The following is a 21,373-nucleotide window of genomic DNA, read 5'->3' as shown; positions in this document are numbered from 1 at the left end:
TTCTCATTTCAGCGCATCATCCGGGAAGAAAGCGTCGGAAGAGAAAGGCTGTCAAATAAAAAAATCCGCGGATCTGCGGATTTTCTGTTTATTTCTCTTTTTTCTGCATTTGTTCTTTGATGATGGTCAAAGCCTTGGGCGGAACTAAATGCTTATCGCCGCTGTAGGTGATGACGGTAACGAAGGCCATCGGCATCTTTTTCTTTTCAAAGTCCTTGATGCTTTTATACCGCACGACTTTGCCGCGGTTGATAAAGGCGCTGTTGCTGTAATAGAACTTGTACTGGATGTTGGCCATGAAGAATTCCGCCAGAAACAAAAAGAAGATCAGAACGCCCAGCGCGACGGTCGTGTAATCCTGAATGGTATATCCGTAAATTCCGGAAAGTACACCCAGAATCGACAGGACGATATAGGCGATTTTCGGCCCTTTGGAAAAATCCATGCACTGATATTTGGAACTGATTCCCCCCGCCGCGGCAATCGCTTCGCGCGCGTCCTTTAATTCTTTCATTCGCGAGGCGAAGATCAACACCGCCACCACGGTTATAAACGCTACAATCCACATGCTTTTCTCACTCCTCAATTTATTGCTTTCTGTTTTTCCTTTCCATTATAACAAAAATCCAGGAAAAAACGAGGAAAAATGCAGAATTGCCACGCATCGGTTATGATTCGTGGGAAGAGGGAGGGAAAGAAAACCGGATCAGTTGAAGGCTGACCGCTGATTTGAAGGCTGTCATGAATTTGAGATAGTCTCGAGGGTTTTCAAGACGTGCTGTTCTGGGTGTCGTCACCGCTTGAAATTCGTTGAGCAACAGTTTCTCAGGTTTTCCCTCGGTTTCCGCTTCACGCTTAAAACCCGCATCGCTTTGATTCTATTTCCGCTTGAACTGACTTGGAAAAAATAAAAGTCATTCTACCCCAGCGGATATCCGCGGCTCAACAAAATCCTGCACGATTGATATTGTATAAAAGGGGAAATAACTCCCCCATGGGAAAATGATGAACCATTATCCGCAAAGTGAAAAGAACGTTCATGGGATGCTTGACGTTCTCTTTCGAAATAAGCTTCAATTTTGCTTGTACTCTTTTTGAATGTTGAAAAAGGTCGGACATCACAGATTTCAATAATGGAGAAGGACATGGCCGGGTTCCATAATGCAAAATGAAAAGGAAAGGACAGATGAATTAAGTTCGGCTTGTTCAGCTGTGGTTAGAGCCGGAATTTTTCCGTTTCTGAACCGTATAAAATAAACAAATGGCAACGTTGAATCAGAATTGACAGAGAGCCTGATCTCGCTGTTTCTGATTGGTGACGCTGCTTAGAACCCGATTCCGCAGCGGCTTTTCCAAGTTCAAGTGTCTTGAACAATCCCATTGTTTTTTTACGAAGGGGCATGTGGTTTCAGCAGCGCTTTTGGATTCTGGTCGAATTTTGAATGACGAATACAGGGAATTTTGTTATAATGAAACGCAAGAGGTGAAGAACATGGAAGAAATGAGAGCGAAGCTGTGTCGGATCGCCGATTTGCCGCAGTCGGGGAAGCCGGTCGTTTCGATTAATATCAAGCCGTATGTTTCGATCATCGTCTGCATTCTGGTCGGAATTTTGATGATCGCCGCGCAGTTTGTCTGGATTGTAGGCGCCATTCTGATCATTGTGGCACTGCTGGTTTTATGGAAAACGCCGGATTACACCGTGCTGGAAGCCTATCCTGATTATTTTGTGGTTTATACCCGGGGCGACGAGGAGTTTTGTCAGATGGTGCGCTGGGATGAGGTACAGGAATGGGTGTTCCGCCAGGGCAAGGCCGGTATGGATATGCTGGTGATTCGCGTCAGTGAAGAAGAATTTGTATTCATCAACGCGTACAGCAGTACGAAATTGGTGCATTGCTTTAATAAGTTTATTCCGGATAAGGAAGCGCATCGGCAGCAGCAGGCGAAGATGAAGAACTCGCCATTCAAGTGGCCAAAGAAGTGGGGCAGAAAGTAATAAACGGACGTTCGTGCAAGCGCGTTCGCTGGAGGTTATTATGAATATTGATGATTTGATTATTAAATATGGTCTGACGATCGGCCGCCGGTTTACCCGCAAGGAGAAGAATTTCTTCTGCAACGAGATCGGCAAGGATTTCCAGGCGCTGGGCTATTCCGTGCGCGGGGCGATCGGAAAGAAAAAAAGAACCAGGGGGATGAATTTGATGATCGGCAACGTCGGCAAGGCGAAGACGATCTTCGTCGCGCATTACGACACGCTCAATCACGATTTCGGCAATCCGATCCGCTATTTTCCGCTGGATGGCAACGCCAGTTTTTCTTCCTCGTTTCTGCCGATGAACACGCCGGCGATCTTAAGCATGGTGCTGGGGCTGATCCTGCTTCTGGGATTGGGACGGAAGATCAATTTTCAGGATAATCTGGCGATGTCCGTGTTAATTCTCGGCGTTTTAATCGCGCTGGTCGTCGTTTCGTTTATGATGACGTTTCGGATCGGCAATAAAGTCAATCTGAATCGGAATACTTCCGGAGTCATTGCCGCGTATCTGATCGCTCAGCGGCTGCCGGAAAAGCTGCGGGATAAAGTGGCTTTTGTGCTGACCGACGGCGGCAACGGCACGCATGTCGGAGATTATATGCTGCGCGACGCGCTGCCCAATACGATTAAGGACCGCAATGTGATCATTCTGGACTGCGTCGGCAAAGGCCCGCGCTTGGGCATCGGCTATTTTGAAGCCAGCAAGGCCAACGCCGAAAAGCTGGAAGCAATCGTCAAGGCGAAAGATCCGGAAGCGAAGCTGCACACAAGCCTGGTCGATGAGGATCATGTAAAGTATACGTCGTTGTCCTTCTATGAAAAGGGCATGATCGTCTGCCGCGGCAAAAACCTCAACGGCTCGCTGATCGTTGAGAACACCGCGACCAATCATGACGACGAGGTCGAACGGGAAAAAATTGAAGCGCTGGCGGCGGATTTGACGGAGCTGGCCAAACAGATTTCATAACAGGAGCAATCCTGTTTTTTTTATATTCAAGTTCTAAAACCAAAGGCTGCGGAATAGACTGAAATAATGCTTAACTTTCTTTGGAAAACAAATCATTTTATGAAACATGGGGAGAAAATGTGAAAGTTTGCAAAGAAAAAAAACGGGATTAACCGTTCGGAAAATTAGCGAAATTAATTGCTAATAAAGCTTGTATACAGGGCTTTTTCATGAATTTTAACACGTGTTTAATACAGAAAATGAACCATCAAATTTTGTGAAAATTTCTTTGAATTATGTGAAAAATATGTGTTGAGGGTTTACAAATCCCATTTTCTAGTGTATCATTTAATCATCGAGAAAACGGTTACATCCGGTCTGCGAAATCGCGTAAGAAGCCACGCGGATCTCAGCCCGGCTGAAATGGTTTTCGAGGATCCGGGCAACCGGAAAAAACCAAAGACACAAAAGGTTAGAAAGGGAGGACTATTTATGTCTGGAGGGTTGAGTATTATCCAAATCCTGCTGATCACAGCATGGGCATTTTGGAGCATCGTCGATAGTTTGTCTTGGAACATCGGTTTCAACAACTGTATTCTTGCATGCTTATTCACCGGCGTTGTTGTAGGCGATATGAAATATGGCCTGATCGTTGGTGGTACGTTACAGATGACTCAGTTAGGCGCTGGCACATACGGAGGTGCTTCGATTCCGAACATCACTTCTTCCGGTATGATCGCGACAGCGTTAGGCGCTGCTTCCGGCGCTGACCCGATTGCAATGGCTTCTTCAATCGGTATCGCATTAGCTGCATTATTCACACAGTTGGACATCCTGGCTCGTTTCTCCAACACTGCATTCCAGCACATCGCTGACAAGTATGTTGAAGAAGACAACACAAAGGGTATCGCGCTGATGAACACATTAGGCATCATTCCTTGGGGCCTGTCCCGCGGATTGCCTGTTCTGTTACTGCTGGTTGCTGGCCAGGGCGTCGTTGACACTCTGATCAAGATCATTCCGGCATTCATCATGAACGGCTTCAAGTTCGCTGGTGGATTGCTGCCAGTCGTTGGTTTCGCAATCTTGATGCGTTACCTGCCAGTTCTGAAGAAGCCGCAGTTCATTATTCTGGGCTTCGTATTAGCCGCTTATATCAATATGCCGATTCTGGGTATTGCCTTGATCGGTACAGCCGCAGCTTTGATCACTTATCAGAATGCTACTGCTAAGTTAGCTGCAGGCGCTGCACAGGGAGGCGACGACGATTATGACGAATAGTAAGAAGTTCACTAAGAAGGAATTAAGAAGTCTGAATCTGCGCTGGATCTGGAACTCTCAGATCGGCTGGAACTATGAACGTATGCAGGGCTTGGGCTACCTGACCACTATGCTGCCGGTTATCGACAAGCTGTATGGCGATCGTCCTGAGCTGAAGCAGAAGGCGTTGAGAACACATTCCGTATTCTTCAACACACAGCCTGCAATGGGTGATATCATTGTTGGTATGAATATCGCTATCGAAGAACAGACAGCTGAAACTGGTTCTGGTCTGGACGTCGCCGCTTCGATTAAGACAGCGTTGATGGGACCATTCGCTGGTATCGGTGATACAATCTTCGGTATGATCGCTGGTGCGGTTTTCGGATCTATCGCAGCGACAATGGCTCTGGAAGGCAATGCTTTAGGTATCGCAATTTGGGAAATCTGGATGGTTGCCGTCCTGTTATTCCGTACAAAGATGTTTGACATGGGCTACGAACAAGGCGTTAAGCTGGTTACTTCCCTGTCCGGCACAATGAATGCTCTGACGGAAGCTGCTTCTGTCCTGGGCCTGACGGTTGTCGGCGGCATGATCGCGCTGAACGTTAAGTTCCCTCTGGCTACTCTGAAAATGAGCTTAGGCATTGACCCTGAAACAGGCGAAGAAATGTTTAACGAATTCAACCTGCAGAAATATGCTGACAGCATCATGCCTGCATTGTTCCCTGCATTATTCGCAGCTCTGTGCTACTGGATGCTGGGCAAGAAGTGGATGAACTCCAACAAGTTGATTCTAGTTGTTGTCTTATTCGCTATCGTTCTGGCTTTCTTCGGAGTTCTGGCTTAATATCAAAACTCTCAAAAGTGGTGTCTTCGGACATCACTTTTTTTTTGGCCGGGTACGGGAACTTTAATCCATTCCATTTAAAATGATGAAAGGAATCCCTGTTAACGGAATCTTAACAATTCTGTTGAGCAGGATTTCGCTTTTTCCTTTATAATAGGCTTGCTTATATGAGGAAAGGGTTATTGCACAAGTATGGAACTTAGTTTTGTAATCGCTTTGATGGGCGGTTTGGCATTATTTCTTTACGGGATGAAGATGATGAGCGACGGTTTGGAACTGTGCGCCGGGGACCGGCTGCAGTCAATTTTGGAACGCCTGACTTCAAACCGGTTGATGGGGGTCGTTGTCGGGGCGTTGATCACGGCTTTAATTCAAAGCTCCAGTGCAACGACGGTGATGACGGTTGGTTTTGTCAATGCAGGGTTAATGACGCTGCCGCAGGCAGTCGGCGTGATCATGGGGGCAAATATTGGAACGACGATCACCGGGCAGCTGATCGCTCTGGATATCGGAGCGGCGGCTCCGGCGATTGCCCTGGTTGGGGTGGTTATGGTTGTCTTCCTGAAAAAAGAAAAGACCAACGCGATCGGGATGATTGTCGGCGGTCTCGGTATCCTGTTTATTGGCATGGGGATGATGAGCGATGCCATGGCGCCGCTGCGGAACGATCCGACGTTCCTGTCGTTAATTACCGCGTTTAATAATCCGATCATTGCGGTTCTGACCGGCGCGCTTTTTACGGCGATCATCCAAAGCTCCAGCGCTTCCATCGGCATCTTACAGACGCTGGCCAACAATGGCCTGATTACGCTGCAGCACTCCGTCTTTATTCTGTTCGGGATGAACATTGGAACATGCATCACGGCGGTGCTCTCGTCGTTAAGCTCCAGCCGGAACGCGAAGCGGGTTGCCTTGGTTCATCTGTTATTCAACATCGGCGGGGCGCTGTTGTTCTCCGTTGCGGTGCTGGCGCTGCCGCTGACCGCATGGATCGGGCAGTGGACGCCGGCCAATCCGGCGGCGCAGATCGCAAACTTTCACACGCTGTTCAACGTTGTAACTACCCTGGTTCTGCTTCCGCTGGGGAATGGTTTGGCCGCTTTGTCGATGAAGCTTTTGCCGCAGGAGAAAGAAACGCCGTCGCCGGCGATTGAAATCACGCGCATCCCGGAGCAGCGCCTGGGCAATGTGACGATTTCGCTGCATGAGATCAGCGAACTGCTGAATCGGATGTATACTCTAGTGCAGTCCAGCCTGGATGAAGCCTTCCGTGGTTTGACGACACTGGAATGGGATAAAGAGAAGATTCTGGCGCAGGAAAGCGAGATCGACGCAATGCACCGTAAGATTATTGACGCCATCCCCTATGTGGCGACAGCCCGGATGAACGTTGAGGACTCCCGACGGTTAAACGTTTTGTTTAAAATCAACAGCGATTTGGAGCGGATGGGCGATCATGTTGTCAATTTATCGGAACATGCCTCCCAAATTTTGAAAGAGAAACAGAAGATGACCCCGGAAGCACATCGGGAGCTGGCGGATTTGCGGCTGATTCTGGATCAGACGGCGGCGCTGCTGCCGGCGATTGAGGAATATCATCGGACAGAGACGCTGCAGCATATTGATCAGCTGGAGGAACAGATGGACCAGTATTGTGAGAAAAGCCGTCAGGATCAGATTAAAAGGCTGCGCAGCCAACAGATCGACGGCTCGCTGTGCGTCGTCTTCAGCGAAGTGCTGACCGATCTGGAACGAATTCACGACCATTATCACAACCTCGCGCAACAGCTCTATCATGAGGAACTGGCCGTTTCCTGACGACCTTTTCCGGAGGATATCAGAAATCTGAAGCATAAGAAAAGGCGGAAATTTTCCGCCTTCTTTGTTTAAGGATAAGGGATAAATTAGTCTTCGTCCGAGCTCATGCTGGCCATGAACGCTTTGACGTCAACGATGCCTTCGCGTCCCTGGGCGATCAGGCTGTCAACCGCTTCGCCTTCCGACAGAATCGCTGTCAGAACCATCGGGAAGTTCATGCCGGCGATGAAATGGAATTTCGGATTCGTCGCGAATTCAACAAATGTTGTGTTGCATGGGGAACCACCGAACAGATCCGCAAAGACCAGAACTTCGTCGTACTTGTCCAACTCCGGCTTCAGCGCGTTCAGTTTTTCCTTGAACTGTTCCGGGCCATCCGTTGGCAGCAGGCAGCAGGAATACAGATTTGTAACTTCGCCCGCGATCATTTTCAGAGAACCTTTGAAAGCTTCTGCATACTGACCATGGCTAATTAATAAAATACCTCTCATGAATAATTTCCTCCTTAAGTTACATTTTTATTTTATCATAAACTACGTTAATTTAATAGAATTTTAAATATAGAAAAGGGTCGAGTATGTTAAAATAACAGTAAGGGAGATCACACCATGAAATTTAAATTTAAAGAACAAACCAAAGAGAATATCCTGGCCCTGACTTGTTCGGGCATTTTACTATTGGGTTTTTATTTTCTGATCACAAAATTTCCGCAGCTTAAGGAATTTCTGGGCAATATCCTCGGCATTCTGCTTCCGTTTATCCTCGGCTTTGCGTTGGCGTTTTTATTGGCGCCGGTAACGGCCCGAGTGGAAAAGAAGTGGCTGGCAAAATCAAAAATGAAACCGGCAAGCAAGCGTAAAATCGGCGTTGCGGCGGCGATCATTTTCCTGTTCATCGTACTCATCAGCTTTATGGCGATTTTAATTCCGCAGCTGTTGGAAAGCGTTATGACCTTGTCGACGCAACTCAGTGATTATCTGGGAAAAGCCAATACGCTGCTGAACGAAATTACGGAAGGTTTGGGCTTTAAAACCGGCTGGCTGGAAATTCTGTTTAATTCCAGCGAAGCGCTGCTGGAATCCATGCTGGGAATGGCTAAGGATTACGTGCCGAAGATCTTGAATTATTCCTGGCTGTTTGTCCGCCAGACGTTCAATTTCTTTATCGCGGTGATTATCGCAGTCTATATCCTGTTGGAAAAAGAACGATTTACTGAACAGTTTAAAAAGCTGGCATATGCGATTCTGCCAAAGAACCGGGTGGAGTCGCTGATTCAGCTGAGTCGGCTGACGTCGCGGATGTTCAACAGCTTCATCATTGGGAAAATGATTGATTCGCTGATCATCGGCGTGATCTGCTTCATCGGCATGTTGATCATGCGGCTGCCGTTTGCGGTGCTGATCAGCTTTATCGTTGGTCTGACGAACATGATTCCGGTGTTTGGCCCGTTTATCGGCGCGGTGCCGGGCATCTTTATCCTGTTTATCGTCGATCCGATTTACTCGCTGATCTTCGCGGTCTTCGTCCTGCTTCTGCAGCAGTTTGACGGCAATATCCTCGGCCCGATGATTCTGGGCGATCAGCTGGGCCTGCCAAGCTTGTGGGTCATGTTTTCGATTATCGTCGGCGGCGGGATGTTCGGCATTCTCGGCATGTTTCTGGGCGTGCCGGTGTTTGCGGTTCTCTATGTCGTCGTCCGCGGATTTGTCAGCAGCCGGCTGAAAGAAAAGAATATCCGATCGGACGATATGCTTTAACGGGCGTTTCGCCCGTTTTTTTTGAGGAACGACGCATCATCTGGTGCGGCAAGGACTATATAAGGACTATATAAAGAAAAGGGATCCGGATTGGATCCCTGGAACGAGTTAATTGCTGTGAAATAAGATATCTTCGTAGGTTGGCAATGTGTATTGTTTTTTATCAAAAACTGTTTCATGCTCGTCAATCGCGCTGCGAAGCTGCTGCATCAGCGGAGCAGCTTCATAATAGAAGCGAATGCCGCGCTCATGATAGTCGCCGACGCCGTCGATCTCTTTCAGTTTGCTTTCGAGACGTTCAGCGCCTTTATCCATTCGGTCCATCAGTTCATTTAAGTGGGCCAGCTGCTTTCTGAAATAGGAAGCCGGCTGATCCAGCGCCCGCAGTGTCGAAGCCAGCGACTGGATTTCCCGGGCGACAAGCGGCAGGATTTCCGTACGCGTCATGTCAATCAGAACCTTGGCTTCAATCTCGGAAATCTTCACATACTGCTCGTTCATAATCTCGCTGCGGGCGCTCAGTTCCTTTTCCGTAAAGATGTGATTGCGCGTAAACAGCTCGACAGTTTTCGGTGAAGTCAGGGCGCTGACCGATTCGATAAACGATGGAATATTTGGCAATCCGCGGCGTTTGGCTTCGGCGACCCACTCTTGGGAATAACCGTCGCCGGAGAACAGAATCCGTTCGTGATCTTTTAAAATCTGCGTACAAATTTCCAGGGCGCGGGCGCGGATGTCCTGCTTGTATTTTAAATCAGAAAGCTGCCCGGCGATTTCGTTGAGCACATCGGCAGTGATTGTATTGAGCACGACGTTGGCAAACGAGGCAGACAGGGATGAACCCAGCATCCGGAACTCAAATTTATTGCCGGTGAAGGCCAGCGGCGAAGTCCGGTTGCGGTCCGTGTTGTCCTTGGGAATATATGAAAGACCGCTGATCGGCGTAAATGAACTGTCCTGTTGATCCTCGATCGTTTGCCCCGCACCCTTCAGGGAGTTTAGGACGTTTTCGATGTAACTGCCCAAATAGATTGAAATGATTGCCGGCGGAGCTTCATTGGCGCCTAAACGGTGGTCGTTGCCGGCGCCGGAGGATGACATCCGAAGCAGCTCGGCATGTTGATCGACAGCTTTGATAAATGCGCAGACAAACACCAGGAAGCGGATGTTTTCAGCCGGCTTATCCCCCGGTTCAAATAAGTTCTGGCGATCGTCGGTGACTAATGACCAGTTGTTGTGCTTGCCCGAGCCGTTGATCCCGGCAAACGGTTTTTCATGAAGCAGGCAGGCGAAGCCATGCTTATCCGCGGTTTTGCGCAATACGTCCATCGTCAGCTGATTCTGATCCACTGCAATGTTGACGTTGCTGAAGATCGGTGCAATTTCAAACTGGCATGGCGCGACTTCGTTGTGTTCAGTTTTGGCGTAAATCCCCAATTTCCACAGTTCCTGATTGACCTCTTTCATAAAAGCGGCGACGCGGAACGGAATACTTCCGAAGTAATGATCTTCCAGCTCCTGTCCTTTGGCCGGCATTGCACCAAACAGCGTCCGTCCGGTCAGCACCAGATCCTGGCGCCGCTCAAAATAACGTTTGTCAATCAAAAAGTATTCCTGTTCCAGACCGACCATCGGAATGACACGTTTTACATCTTTATCCCCGAAGATGTTGACAATCCGGGTGGCCGCGGCGCTGATCGCCTCGATGGATTTCAATAACGGCGCTTTTTTATCGAGCGATTCGCCGTTATAGGAAACAAAGACGGTTGGAATACACAGCACGTTGTCACGGATAAAGGCTGGCGAGGTGCAGTCCCAATACGTGTAGCCGCGGGCTTCAAAGGTCGCGCGCAGACCACCGCTGGGAAAGCTGGATGCGTCCGGTTCGCCTTTGATCAGCGACTTGCCCGAAAAACGAACTAACGGCTGACCATTTTCATCCGGTTCGATAAAGGAATCGTGTTTTTCTGCGGTAGAGCCGGTCATCGGCTGGAACCAATGCGTAAAGTGCGTGGCGCCGTTTTCCTGTGCCCAGCGCTTCATCGCATGCGCAATCGCGTCGGCGGTATTGCGGTCCAGGGAATCTTCTTTGGCGACGGTTTCTTTCCAACGCTTGTAGATCGGATACGGAAGCCGCTCCTGCATCAGCGTTTCATCAAACAGCAGGCAGCCAAATTCGTCAAACGGATCTGTGATTTTCATAACTCATCCTCCTGAAAACATGGTTTAATTTTATTCCAAATTTGATCGGAGTCAATAAAAATGTTAAAAAAATCAGAAAAATGAAGAAAAAAATCAAAGAATGTCGGACATGATTGAAAAAAATCGGGGGAAATTGATAAAAAAACGCAGTCACATAGAAAAAGCTCGATTTTAAAGCGGAGGTCTGATTGACCCAGCCGGACATGGGCATACTGGACAATAGAAATAGGATAAGGAGGAAGCTTATGTTAAAAAAATGCGAGGTCTGCGGCTTGATTCTGGACTCGGAATTCATCCGGGACGATTGTCCGAAATGTCATGCGGACGCTTCGCGCTTCCGCACGCTGCCTCATGAGGAAACGGAAAAGATCACCCGCAGCCATTTGACCAACAGCCTGCTTACGGAATTGGCGGCCGTCGCTGAGCATCAGGTGCGCTTAGCGGAAAAAGGCATCGCCGATCAGCTGGATCCCGGCTGTATTCAGACATTCGATCTGGCGTTAAGACAAGCGGTGCTGCTGCGGCAGATGATTCGTGCGGAAATTGCGATCCATGCCGGAAAGGAGAAATGGTAACATGGAATTAAAAGGATCAAAAACAGAACAAAATTTATGGACGGCGTTTGCCGGAGAAAGTCAGGCGCGGGTAAAGTACGCATATTACGCCGATCAGGCACGCAAGGATGGCTATGGTCAGATCGCGGGCATTTTTGAGGAAACCTCAGCGAATGAAAACGCCCATGCCAAGCTGTGGTATAAGTTTTTGCATGGCGGCAAGATCCAGGAGACGCCGATCAATCTGAAGGATGCGGCCAATGGAGAAAACTACGAATGGACGGAAATGTACAGGGAATTCGCTGAAACCGCGAAACAGGAAGGGTTTACCGAAATCGCCCGGCTGATGAGCGAGGTCGCCAAAATTGAAAAAGGACATGAGGAGCGGTATCTAGCGTTATTGGGCAACGTGAAAAACAAAACAGTCTTTGCAAAAGCGGAACCGATCGTCTGGAAATGCCGCAACTGCGGATATACGGTCACCACTCAGCAGGCGCCGAAGGTCTGTCCGGTCTGCTTTCATCCGCAGGCTTATTTTGAACAGGAAGTTAAGAATTATTAACATCGTTCAAATCTGACAAAAATCGGAATCCGTTTATAACCGGAAATCAAAGTGAACATGAATACGGGAAATCCCGAAGCCAGTTCACTTTTTTTATGCCCGGTACAAATAGATGAAAAAAGCAAGGTTTCAGCGACGCTGAATCACGGGGCAAAAGGAGCGAAAACGCCTGAAAAACCTGAATTCAGAATCAACGAGTTATAACCGAATATGGCAGTAATTGGAAACTCATCCTGTTATTATGACAAAAAGAAGGTGAAAAACATGAGCGAGGATAAATATGCGGAGTTCATTTCACAGCGGATTTTTGACGTATGTCACAAACGCGGGGATGTTTCATTGTATGAATTATCCAAAATCTCCGGGGTCAGTATGTCCACGATTCAGAACATTGTGCATTGCCACACAAAAAGTCCGGGATTGCAGACGATGCATCGGCTGGCTAACGGTTTGAGTATGACCATTTCAGAATTTCTTGATTGTTCGTCGATCAACGATTACGAATTCAGTGAAGAAGAAAATGGCGAAAACGGACTGAACGATTGTGAAATCATCAGCTGAATTTTTACGGAAACCTATCCGTTGTGCGGCAAGAGCGCAGGGAAGTCGGAAAAAATAAAAAATTCCCGTTGAACAGAGATTCAATCTTCAACACTGTGTTTTAAAATTCCAAGTTCAGCGCTTCCAAAAAACATTGATCCGCAGATTTTCTGTTTTCCCAATCAGCGTTATTTGGATGTACGCATCATTGCGAGTCTGAAAGTGAGGGGATGAGTCAAGACGATTATCAGCGATAAAGGCGGCGGAAATTTGTCAAAGTCCTGAATTCGCGGCTGGATGCCTGATTTTTCACAGTGAGGGGGGCGGGGTGGCCCTGGTTTCGTCGTTTTTCTTTTCGAAATTCGATCGGGAATGGCCAGGCTGAAGCACCTCGCTTTTCCTCTGGCGTTTCGAAAAAAGGAACGCACCAAATGTCAATCTTTCTCTATACTGATAGGGGAGGAGGCTGGGCTATGATCGAGTTAAAAACATTGGAAATCGAGGCGTATCGGTTCATGGATATCACGCTGTTTCTGCCGCGCTGGACCTGTCGGATGATCGTCTGTACAAAGGCGGTGCTGGTTGATGAAAGCTGGGACCTGAACGTTCTGGAAACAAAACAAATCGCAGCCTTTCAGGTGCTGAAACCGGGAAAAGACGGACTGTTAAACGGAAAAATTACAGCGATGACGTCAACCGCCGCCCGCTTGGGAATATATATAGGAATGAGCGGGAAGGAAGCGCTGCTGAAGGTGATGCATGAAAAAACGGAAACGGGATAGGAACCGGCGCTGGCTGGCGCTCGTCGTGATCGCCGCGGCGCTGGTTTGGCTGGGCAACCGGACGCTCAGTCAGATCAATGCGCTGCTTAAGCCGCATGTCGAGAAAGTCGCTGCCAGCGAAGTCCGCAATGCAGCCTCGTCCGTGATCAAGCGGGCGGTCGATTCGCTGAATTTGAAAACGGAAGATCTGATCCGGGTACAGCGGGATGGGCAGGGCAACATTACGGATATCGTTTATGATACGCAGCGGATGAATGAATTGATGAGCCTGTCGCTGGACGCTGCTCAGGAATCGCTGAATGCTGCGGAAGAAGGGGAAACGGACCCGCACACCCATCTTGTTTATTACGATAAGGGCATCATTTATTCTCTGCCGGTCGGAATGCTGACCGGATCGGTGCTGCTGGCAAACGTCGGACCTTCGATTGACATCCGGATGCGTGCCGTCAACAGTCTGGTTGGGCAGATCGACGCCGTGTCCACGGCCTATGGCATCAACAGCACTCTGTTGGAAATCGACTTGAAGATCAGCGTGGAGATGTTGGTGATCAGCCCGTTTCTGCTCGATCCCCAACAGATTGAAGTTAAGATTCCGCTGGTTATGCAAATTGTGCAGGGGCAGATTCCGCAGCTGATGGTCGGCCAGCTTGCCTGATTCGTTAAACGTCAGGGATATCTTAAAGGGGAGAAGCCAATAAAAAAACCGCATCTGCGGTTTTTTGCCTGTTTCGCTGCGATTAGAAGAACAACGGCTCGGAAGGCGCCATGCGGACTTCCGTTACGCCGGGAACTTCATCGAGAAGAATCGCTTCGATCCCATCCTTCAGCGTCGCGTCTAACGACAGACATTCGGAACAGGCGCCCAGCATTTTAACGGTGACAATGCCGTCTTCCAGACTGACGAATTCCACGTCGCCGCCGTCGCGCTGAATATACGGACGGATCTTTTCAATAACATTTTTAACTTGAGTTTCCATGGTTTCCATAATTTATCACCTTATCTTATAAAATACATCAGCCCGGCGATGATTAAGCCGAGGATAATCCCGCCGAAGACTTCAATCCATTTGTGTCCCAGCACTTCCTTGACCTTGGTCAGATAAATCGGATCGTCCAGACGGGTCTGCGTCAGAATCTGGATATCCTTGATCAGCTGCTGCGTAATCCGGATGTTCTGTCCGGCATAATAACGGACGTTGGCGGCGTCGTAAGCGACGATCAGCGAAAACATCAGCGTGACGGCAAATAACGTCGACGAAAAATTATCCGTGATCCCGACGGCCAGCGTCAGCGCCGCTACCGTCGAGGTATGCGAGCTGGGAAAACCGCCGCTTTCCAAGGCGAGATGCCAGTCCCAATCCCGGGTTCGTATGTAGCGGATAACGGGCTTAAGCAGCTGCGCTGTTAAATTGGCTACAATCGCAGCCCAGAACGGATACATCTGTTGAAGCATGGTGCTCACCTCGAGAATTAGTATATCACAAAAACGCAAGGAGGTGATATAATAAAAAAAGATTGGAGGCGTCTATGCAGTATCGAATCGGACAAATCGTGGAGGGAACGATCACCGGGATTCAGCCTTATGGGGCGTTTGTCAGTCTGGATGAGGAAACGTCAGGACTGATTCACATCTCGGAAATCTCGGAGGGCTTCGTTAAGGACGTTAATCATTTCGTTCATGTCCATGATCGCGTGAAGGTTAAAATTATTGATTTTGACAAGTCTACGCATCAGGCGCGGCTGTCCTTAAAAGCGCTGCATCCCACGGCATTCCGCAAGGAACGCGGGCGGGGGAAGGCCAGTCGTCTGCCAGTCATGAAAATTGGATTCCGGTCGCTGGCCGAAAACCTGGACCGCTGGATCGAGGAAGCAAATAAAGGAGAAACAGTATGATCAAATTTGACACTTCGCATGCGCATCTGCAGGAAAACATTTTCGATTATCAACAAGCGGTAACGCTGGCACATACCCAGCTGCATGAAAAGAGCGGCGCGGGCAACGATTTCATCGGCTGGGTCGAATGGCCGAACAGCTATGACCATGAAGAATTTGAAAGAATCAAGGCGGCGGCCAAACGGCTGGAAGGCCAGTGCGACGTGCTGCTGGTATGCGGCATCGGCGGCTCATATCTGGGCGCGCGGGCAGCGATTGAGATGATGCGCGGGCTGTATTGTCAGGCCAGACCGGAAGTCATCTTCATCGGCAATACGTTCTCCAGCACGTATTTCAAGCAGGTGGAAGCGTATATTCAGAATAAGGAAATCGTTCTTAACGTCATTTCCAAATCCGGCACGACGACCGAAACGGCGATGGCGTTCAGAATGCTGAAGCAGTTGATGGAAAAGAAATATTCCAAGGAAGAATGCCGGAAGCGGATTCTGGCGACGACCGACAAGGCGCGCGGCACTCTGAAAGAACTGGCGGATAAGGAAGGCTACGAAACGTTTGTCATTCCGGACGATATCGGCGGCCGCTATTCCGTTTTGACAGCGGTCGGCTTACTGCCGATGGCGCTGGCGGGGATTGATATCGACGCGGTCATGAAGGGCTTTGCCCAGGCGTATGAAGATCTGAAGAACCCGGATCTGCATGTCAATCCGGCGTATCAGTACGCCGTTGCCCGCCGGATTCTGGAGAATCAGGGCAAGGATGCGGAAATGTTGGTCACCTATGAACCGCAGATGGCGATGATCGCCGAGTGGTGGAAGCAGCTGTTCGGCGAATCCGAAGGCAAGGAAGGCAAGGGCATTCTGCCATGCAGCGCGACGTTCTCGACCGACCTGCATTCGTTAGGCCAGTTTATTCAGGAAGGCAAGAAAATGCTTTATGAAACGCTGCTGTTAGTGGAGACTCCGACGCTGGACGGCACGTTCCCAAGCGACGGGGAAAATCTGGATAACATGAACTATCTGGCCGGCAAAAGCCTGGACTGGGTCAATAAGATGGCATGCCAGGGCACGCTGGAAGCGCATGAAGTCACCGGCAATGTGCCGAATCTGATCATCACGATGCCGGACATGAAGGAAGAAACCTTCGGCTATATGTGCTACTTCTTCTTCAAAGCCTGCGCCGTCAGCGTTTATCTTCTCAACGTCAATCCGTTCAATCAGCCGGGCGTCGAAGTGTATAAGAAAAACATGTTCCGCCTGCTGGGCAAGAACTAAGTCTGGGACTTTCTCGATTTCTCAGTTTGATGAAAGGAATCAGCAAAGCAGCACAAGCAAAGAATAAAAAAGTGAATGCCGAAAGGTTTCACTTTTTTTTATGCGCAGGCATGATTTTCAGGCTGCACAGAACAGAACGGACAAACGGTCTGAAACAGCGCAGACCGATCATCGCCGCTGGGCTGAAGCCCAAGCTATTCTGCGAAATAATCATATTTTAAAATCAAATTGGCGATTTCGTGAATTCGCAGCCAATGTTCATTTTCTTCCATCGCCTGCTGCAGCGGAATGTTCAGATCGCTGAATTTTCGGGTTTGCTTGTCATAACGGTAATTGTTGGTCAGAATCTGGCGGTCGTCGTCGGCGTATCCCGGATAGCGGGGATCAAAGAAATCATGTCCCATGATCAGTTCCGGCTGAACGTCAATCGCAAAGAGATTAAATAAGGTTGGCAGGACGTCGATATCAGTGCCGGGTTTTTCAATCGTCTGACCTTCTATCGAAGGTGACCACATGAAGAACGGCACCTCTTCCAGCGAGCCGTGAGTAGCCAGCTGTTTTGCGGTCTGTTCGATGACCGTTTCAGAAAAACCTTTGGCCCGGTGATCGCCGGCAACCGCGATGACGAGCTGATCAAGCGTGCCTTTCTGCTGGAAATGATCGATCACGGAGGCGACGGCCAGATCCAGACTCATGCTTTTAGCGAGATAAACTTTGACCTGTTCGTCCAGCTGCGGATAGCGCTGGCTGACCTTTGCATAGCTGGCGGCGTATTCCCGGGCAGTTTCGGCATTGTGATCCGTTAAATCGGATTGTTCGTAGCCCTGATGGCCGCTGTAAGTGATGTCGTAGAGGAAAAACGGCTGCGAATCGTCGATCATCCACTCGATAATTTCCATGCACACGGCGTCGGAGGTGCCATATTCCGGCCCCAAAACGCCCAGATCCCAGAAATCTTCATAGCCGATCTGCGCATAGAATTGATCGCGGTTGTAAAATTCCTTCGTTCCATTATGCGCGGCGATGGCGGAATAGCCCTGGCTGGCAAATCCTTTCGCCAGGGAAACCGGATAGGTGTTGCCCGCGTATTGCTGCATCGCGATCACGCCTTCGTTGTTGGGCATCAAACTGAGGTTCAGCATGAAGTCCGCGTCGCTGGTCGAGCCTTGAAGCAGGGGCGCAGTGTAATTCACAAAGTTATAGCCCTTTTGCTGGAGCTGATAGAGCGTCGGCGTCAGAAGGGGATCAATGACCGCCTGAGTCAGCGACTCCGCTTCAAAGAAAATCAGATTTTTGCCTTTGAACAAGCCCGTTTGCGCGTTGGGCTGGGTCGGAGCGGATTGGAGATAAGCCGCAATTTCTTCCTGTGCCTGACGCTTTTGCGAACGGAAGCGCAGCGGCTCGAGCTGGTTGAGCTTCAGGTCACGCAGGAAGAATGCTTCAGGGCCGAACAGCTCAACAAATTGGCGGGGAGAACTGACGTGTTCGTATAGGTATTGATCAGAATAAGTGTAGTAAAATTTGTCGGCTTCCTCAGCGTTGAGCTTGCCGTAAAACACAAGGCTGCATGCCATGCTCAAACCCAGCCAGATGAAAGCGCCCAAAAAAAATTTCATCCGTCGCTTTCCGTCCGGTGCTGGCTGCGGCTTCAGCGTTGTTAAAAGCAGAAAGATCAGGATCAGGGCTATCAGAAACTGCCAGTCCTGCGGCAGCACGGCGCTGAAACCGGCCCCGAGATTTTGCGTGGCCTCGCTGCGCAGGCCGATGGCGGTCGATAAGAAAATGTACTGACCGAATAAGCGGTAATATAAGCTCTGGCCGGCAATATACAGGAAGTACAGCAGCGTGCACAGTTGACCGGCAAGCTTGTCCCAGGGCGCCCGCAGTCCCCAGATCAGACAGTTGATTAACGCCGCCAGCGCGCCCAGCATCCAGTCGCCATAACCGGCTGGTGAAAAATAAGAATAATGAATGCTGATGAGAAGCAGGGTGATTCCCGCGCTGAGAATCAGCTTGTAGGCCAGCGGGGAAACCGCCGGCTTCGATTTCTTCGTTTTCATGGTGTTCCCTCTTTCCTTCAGTTCAGATTTTCCAGAGTTTTAGTTTACACAAAAAGAGCCGGGAAAAAAACGGACAAATCAACGGGAATGACTAAAATTCCAGCGCGGAAGAAAATAAAAATCCGGCTTCCTCAGGAAGACCGGATCCTATCGTAAGGACAAAAATGTTTATTGCGCGAGATAATCTTTCATCGAATCCGTCATGACAACGGCATATTCGCCCGACATGACGCTGTTGACGCCCGAAGGGACCTGGTCGGGATCCATGACCCACATGACCTCGATCGGCTGATCGGGATAGGTCTGGCGGAAGCGGTCGATCAGAGCCAGACCGTCGTCATAGCTCATTGTGAACAGCGCCGTCGACAGCGCGTCGGCGTAGCCGGAATTTTCCGTGACGATCGTGACCTGATGGTAATAGGTCGCCGGAAACAGCGTCTGCGGGTCGATGATGTGATGATAGAGCTTGCCGTCCTCGGCACCGTAGAAACGTTCGTAGTCGCCGCTGGAGACAAACGCCGCGGAGCCGGGCAGCGTGACGACCGCCAGCGAGCCGTTGCCGGATGGATTGCGGATGCCGACGCGCCATTGCTGGCCGCCGGGCTTGTCGTTGATCGTGCAGATGTTGCCGCCGGCGTCGACCGTGCCGTGAACCAGACCCGCTTCGATCAGCTTCTGCTGGACCTTGCCGGCCGCGAAGCCCTTGGCGATTCCGCCGACGTCTAAGGAAGCGCAGCCCTGATTCAGATAGACCGTGCCGGCGATCTCGTCGATTTCCACTTTATCCCAGCCGGTGCACGCTTTTGCGCTCTCCAATTCGGCAAGCGGCGGCACTTTGCCCAGCTGGCCTTCGTTGTTTAACGCGATGCCTTCCTCGCGATAAGTATGCCAGATCTTGAGTACCGCGCCCATCGTGACGTCAAACTCGCCGTTGGATAAATCATAAAATTCTTTTGCCGTCTTAAGCAGCTCGATAATTTCCGGATCGACGCTGACCGGTTCGATCCCGGCGTTGTCGTTGATCGTCTTGATGTTGTTTAATCCGTCGTAATCGTTATAGACGTCAAACAACGCGTTGTAGTGGAGAAACAGCTGCTTCATTTCAGCGAAATACTGATTGAACTGTTCTTCTTTTTCAGTAAATCCGGTTAACGTCATCACCGTGTCGAAGCCGGCGTCCAGCGCCATATTGGAATAACGCGTCAGCTCCGGCTCCTTCGGCTTGCTTTGACAGCCGCCCAGCATCAGCAGGCCGGCCAGCGCCAGCGACATTGCTTTTTTATTCATTTGAATCACCCGTGAAGATTCTAGCATAAATCGTCGGGCGATACTACCCAAAGGAAACATTTTCAAAACGAATCCAGGGTGAAAAAACTTGAAATTTATCTAAATAGATGTGGAAAAAACGTTTAAAATTAATAGCGATAATGCTATAATAGCTCCGAAGCGAAAGGCGGATAATGAAAAAATCGATCACCGTCGATTTTTTGTGTTTGCCAGAGGCTTTCGGTATTTGAGGAAAGGAAGAGGTGGACGGAATGTCACTATTAACGGGACCGATGCGCAAGCATCTGGACGGTCACAAAGAGCTTACAAGTCATACCGAGCTTGTCAAGGTTGAAGCGGGCAGCCTTGTATACATTCCTTTAATTAACGGTAATTCAACGGCAGTTGAAGTGTTGGTTAAGGAAGGTGACAGAGTAAAAGTCGGAACGATGATCGCCAAGCGGAATGATCATTTTACAGTTCCTTACTTTTCATCTGTATCCGGCACAGTCAAAGGCATCCAGAAAATGATGCATGCTGGCTTGCGTCCGGTCGATCATCTTGTCATTGAAAATGATGGCAAAAACGAAACAGAACAGCCATTCGGCACATTGAACTATCAAACGGCGACGCAGGAGGAACTGGTTTCCTTCATGATGAACGCCGGCATCGTCGGCTGCGGCGGCGCGGGTTTTCCAAGCTATGTCAAGTACAGAGGCTGCAAGGGCATTGATCTGCTGATCATCAACGCCGTCGAATGCGAACCGTACATCACGGCGGATTACAAGAATTCCAGCATGAACATGCAGGATCTGGTCACCGGCGTGGCGGCGATGCTGAAAATGTCAGGCGCTAAGGAAGCGGCGATCGCGATCAAGACGACGAAGAAGGATTTTATTCCGACGGTTGTCGAAGCGTTCAAGGATTACAGCAACATCAACGTCAAGGAAGTTCCGGACGTTTATCCGATGGGCTGGGAACGCACGCTGGTCTATGAAATCACCAAGAAGCGTTATGAAAAGCTGCCGGGCGAAGTCGGCGTCATCGTCAACAACGCGACGACGGCGATTGCATTCGGTCAGGCGCTGACCAAGGGCATGCCGATCACGCACAAATATGTGACGGTCAGCGGCGACGGCATCAACACGCCGGCCAATGTTCTGGTGCCGGTCGGCGTCAAGGCAGCGGATGTGATCGCGGCCTGCGGCGGTTACAGCGGGGAAGATGTGCTGCTGATCGCGGGCGGTCCGATGATGGGCAAAACGATCACGACCGATCAGTTCGTCATCACGCCGTACAGCAACGCGTTAACCGTACTGAAGAACAAACCGGTCAATCAGGTGGCTTGTCTGCGCTGCGGACGCTGCTCGGATCACTGCCCGGCGGGATTGCAGCCGGTCCGGATCAATCAGGCGGAAAAGTCCAAGAACGTTGCGATGCTGGAAAAGCTGAGCATCATGGAATGTATCGAATGCGGCATGTGCAGCTTTGTGTGCCCGTCGAAAATCGACGTCACTGAAGGCGTCCGGAGAGCGAAGCGCTACATGGCTCTGCGCGCTAAGAAATAAGGA

21 protein-coding genes are annotated in these 21,373 nt (G+C 49.7%); 14 read left to right on the top strand and 7 right to left on the bottom strand.

All coding sequences use genetic code 11. The annotated features are described in order from the left end of the window. Nucleotides 1-88: 88 nt before the first annotated feature. Complete coding sequence (locus I2D94_RS01515; RefSeq protein WP_072685041.1) at nt 89-568, bottom strand: hypothetical protein; 480 nt, start codon at nt 566-568, stop codon at nt 89-91. Between the two features lie 924 nt (nt 569-1,492). On the opposite strand from I2D94_RS01515, the gene I2D94_RS01510 reads away from it, so the two are divergent. The 5 genes from I2D94_RS01510 to I2D94_RS01490 all read left to right on the top strand — a co-directional run bounded on the left by I2D94_RS01510 (nt 1,493) and on the right by I2D94_RS01490 (nt 6,915). After that, the gene (locus I2D94_RS01510; protein ID WP_072685042.1) at nt 1,493-1,999 is read left to right on the top strand and encodes a hypothetical protein; all 507 of its coding nucleotides are present in this window, start codon (nt 1,493-1,495) and stop codon (nt 1,997-1,999) included. Nucleotides 2,000-2,039: 40 nt separating this feature from the next. After that, nucleotides 2,040-3,008 (top strand): hypothetical protein, encoded by a 969-nt coding sequence (locus I2D94_RS01505; protein WP_195395374.1) that lies wholly within the window; start codon nt 2,040-2,042, stop codon nt 3,006-3,008. Nucleotides 3,009-3,479: 471 nt separating this feature from the next. Continuing rightward, a complete protein-coding gene (locus I2D94_RS01500; RefSeq protein WP_195395373.1) occupies nt 3,480-4,268 on the top strand; it encodes a PTS sugar transporter subunit IIC in 789 nt (262 codons plus the stop codon). Beyond that, on the top strand, nt 4,258-5,097 hold the full coding sequence (locus I2D94_RS01495) for a PTS system mannose/fructose/sorbose family transporter subunit IID (RefSeq protein WP_072683982.1): 840 nt from the start codon (nt 4,258-4,260) through the stop codon (nt 5,095-5,097). The genes I2D94_RS01500 and I2D94_RS01495 overlap by 11 nt, the downstream gene beginning before the upstream one ends. A gap of 192 nt (nt 5,098-5,289) precedes the next feature. After that, the gene (locus I2D94_RS01490) at nt 5,290-6,915 is read left to right on the top strand and encodes a Na/Pi cotransporter family protein (RefSeq protein ID WP_195395372.1); all 1,626 of its coding nucleotides are present in this window, start codon (nt 5,290-5,292) and stop codon (nt 6,913-6,915) included. Nucleotides 6,916-7,001: 86 nt separating this feature from the next. On the opposite strand, the gene I2D94_RS01485 is transcribed toward I2D94_RS01490, so the two are convergent. Further along, complete coding sequence (locus I2D94_RS01485) at nt 7,002-7,406, bottom strand: PTS sugar transporter subunit IIA (RefSeq protein ID WP_006058758.1); 405 nt, start codon at nt 7,404-7,406, stop codon at nt 7,002-7,004. 117 nt (nt 7,407-7,523) lie between these two features. Between I2D94_RS01485 and I2D94_RS01480 the strand changes: the two genes are divergently transcribed. Further along, nucleotides 7,524-8,672: an AI-2E family transporter gene (locus tag I2D94_RS01480; RefSeq protein WP_195395371.1), complete on the top strand. Its 1,149-nt coding sequence runs from the start codon at nt 7,524-7,526 to the stop codon at nt 8,670-8,672. 108 nt (nt 8,673-8,780) lie between these two features. Here the strand turns inward: I2D94_RS01480 and I2D94_RS01475 are convergent, their stop codons facing one another. Then, nucleotides 8,781-10,874: a glutamine synthetase III gene (locus I2D94_RS01475; protein WP_195395370.1), complete on the bottom strand. Its 2,094-nt coding sequence runs from the start codon at nt 10,872-10,874 to the stop codon at nt 8,781-8,783. 245 nt (nt 10,875-11,119) lie between these two features. Here I2D94_RS01475 and I2D94_RS01470 point away from each other — a divergent pair, with 245 nt between their 5' ends. From I2D94_RS01470 to yunB, 5 genes are all read left to right on the top strand, one after another. After that, nucleotides 11,120-11,449, top strand: coding sequence for a rubredoxin-like domain-containing protein (locus tag I2D94_RS01470; RefSeq protein ID WP_072683986.1), 330 nt, complete (start codon nt 11,120-11,122; stop codon nt 11,447-11,449). A gap of 1 nt (nt 11,450) precedes the next feature. Next, a complete protein-coding gene (rbr, locus tag I2D94_RS01465; protein ID WP_195395369.1) occupies nt 11,451-11,990 on the top strand; it encodes a rubrerythrin in 540 nt (179 codons plus the stop codon). Nucleotides 11,991-12,254: 264 nt separating this feature from the next. After that, the gene (locus I2D94_RS01460; protein WP_072683988.1) at nt 12,255-12,551 is read left to right on the top strand and encodes a helix-turn-helix domain-containing protein; all 297 of its coding nucleotides are present in this window, start codon (nt 12,255-12,257) and stop codon (nt 12,549-12,551) included. A gap of 452 nt (nt 12,552-13,003) precedes the next feature. Beyond that, nucleotides 13,004-13,312 carry a DUF1805 domain-containing protein gene (locus I2D94_RS01455; protein WP_072683989.1) on the top strand — a complete coding sequence of 103 codons (309 nt, stop codon included), beginning with the start codon at nt 13,004-13,006 and terminating at the stop codon, nt 13,310-13,312. After that, complete coding sequence (yunB, locus tag I2D94_RS01450) at nt 13,290-13,967, top strand: sporulation protein YunB (RefSeq protein WP_072683990.1); 678 nt, start codon at nt 13,290-13,292, stop codon at nt 13,965-13,967. The genes I2D94_RS01455 and yunB overlap by 23 nt, the downstream gene beginning before the upstream one ends. Before the next feature lie 82 nt (nt 13,968-14,049). Here yunB and I2D94_RS01445 read toward each other — a convergent pair whose 3' ends face one another. After that, complete coding sequence (locus I2D94_RS01445; RefSeq protein WP_006058767.1) at nt 14,050-14,298, bottom strand: NifU family protein; 249 nt, start codon at nt 14,296-14,298, stop codon at nt 14,050-14,052. An 11-nt stretch (nt 14,299-14,309) separates the two neighbouring features. Then, nucleotides 14,310-14,765, bottom strand: coding sequence for a divergent PAP2 family protein (locus I2D94_RS01440; protein WP_006058768.1), 456 nt, complete (start codon nt 14,763-14,765; stop codon nt 14,310-14,312). Between the two features lie 74 nt (nt 14,766-14,839). Between I2D94_RS01440 and I2D94_RS01435 the strand changes: the two genes are divergently transcribed. Both I2D94_RS01435 and I2D94_RS01430 read left to right on the top strand, forming a co-directional pair. Beyond that, a complete protein-coding gene (locus tag I2D94_RS01435; protein ID WP_020223945.1) occupies nt 14,840-15,205 on the top strand; it encodes a CvfD/Ygs/GSP13 family RNA-binding post-transcriptional regulator in 366 nt (121 codons plus the stop codon). After that, nucleotides 15,202-16,476 carry a glucose-6-phosphate isomerase gene (locus tag I2D94_RS01430; RefSeq protein WP_195395368.1) on the top strand — a complete coding sequence of 425 codons (1,275 nt, stop codon included), beginning with the start codon at nt 15,202-15,204 and terminating at the stop codon, nt 16,474-16,476. Before I2D94_RS01435 ends, I2D94_RS01430 begins: the two co-directional genes overlap by 4 nt. Nucleotides 16,477-16,670: 194 nt before the next feature. Here I2D94_RS01430 and I2D94_RS01425 read toward each other — a convergent pair whose 3' ends face one another. Both I2D94_RS01425 and I2D94_RS01420 read right to left on the bottom strand, forming a co-directional pair. After that, nucleotides 16,671-18,536 (bottom strand): LTA synthase family protein, encoded by a 1,866-nt coding sequence (locus tag I2D94_RS01425; protein WP_195395367.1) that lies wholly within the window; start codon nt 18,534-18,536, stop codon nt 16,671-16,673. 168 nt (nt 18,537-18,704) lie between these two features. Continuing rightward, complete coding sequence (locus I2D94_RS01420; RefSeq protein ID WP_229056713.1) at nt 18,705-19,823, bottom strand: FAD:protein FMN transferase; 1,119 nt, start codon at nt 19,821-19,823, stop codon at nt 18,705-18,707. 251 nt (nt 19,824-20,074) lie between these two features. Here I2D94_RS01420 and I2D94_RS01415 point away from each other — a divergent pair, with 251 nt between their 5' ends. Beyond that, nucleotides 20,075-21,370 carry an RnfABCDGE type electron transport complex subunit C gene (locus tag I2D94_RS01415; RefSeq protein ID WP_072683995.1) on the top strand — a complete coding sequence of 432 codons (1,296 nt, stop codon included), beginning with the start codon at nt 20,075-20,077 and terminating at the stop codon, nt 21,368-21,370. Nucleotides 21,371-21,373 lie beyond the last annotated feature (3 nt).

Origin of the sequence: Holdemania sp. 1001302B_160321_E10 (genome assembly GCF_015552275.1) — a bacterium.
Lineage (GTDB): Bacteria > Bacillota_I > Bacilli_A > Erysipelotrichales > Erysipelotrichaceae > Holdemania.
Note: the sequence above shows the minus strand (reverse complement) of the source record. Positions and strands in the feature narration are given on the sequence as shown.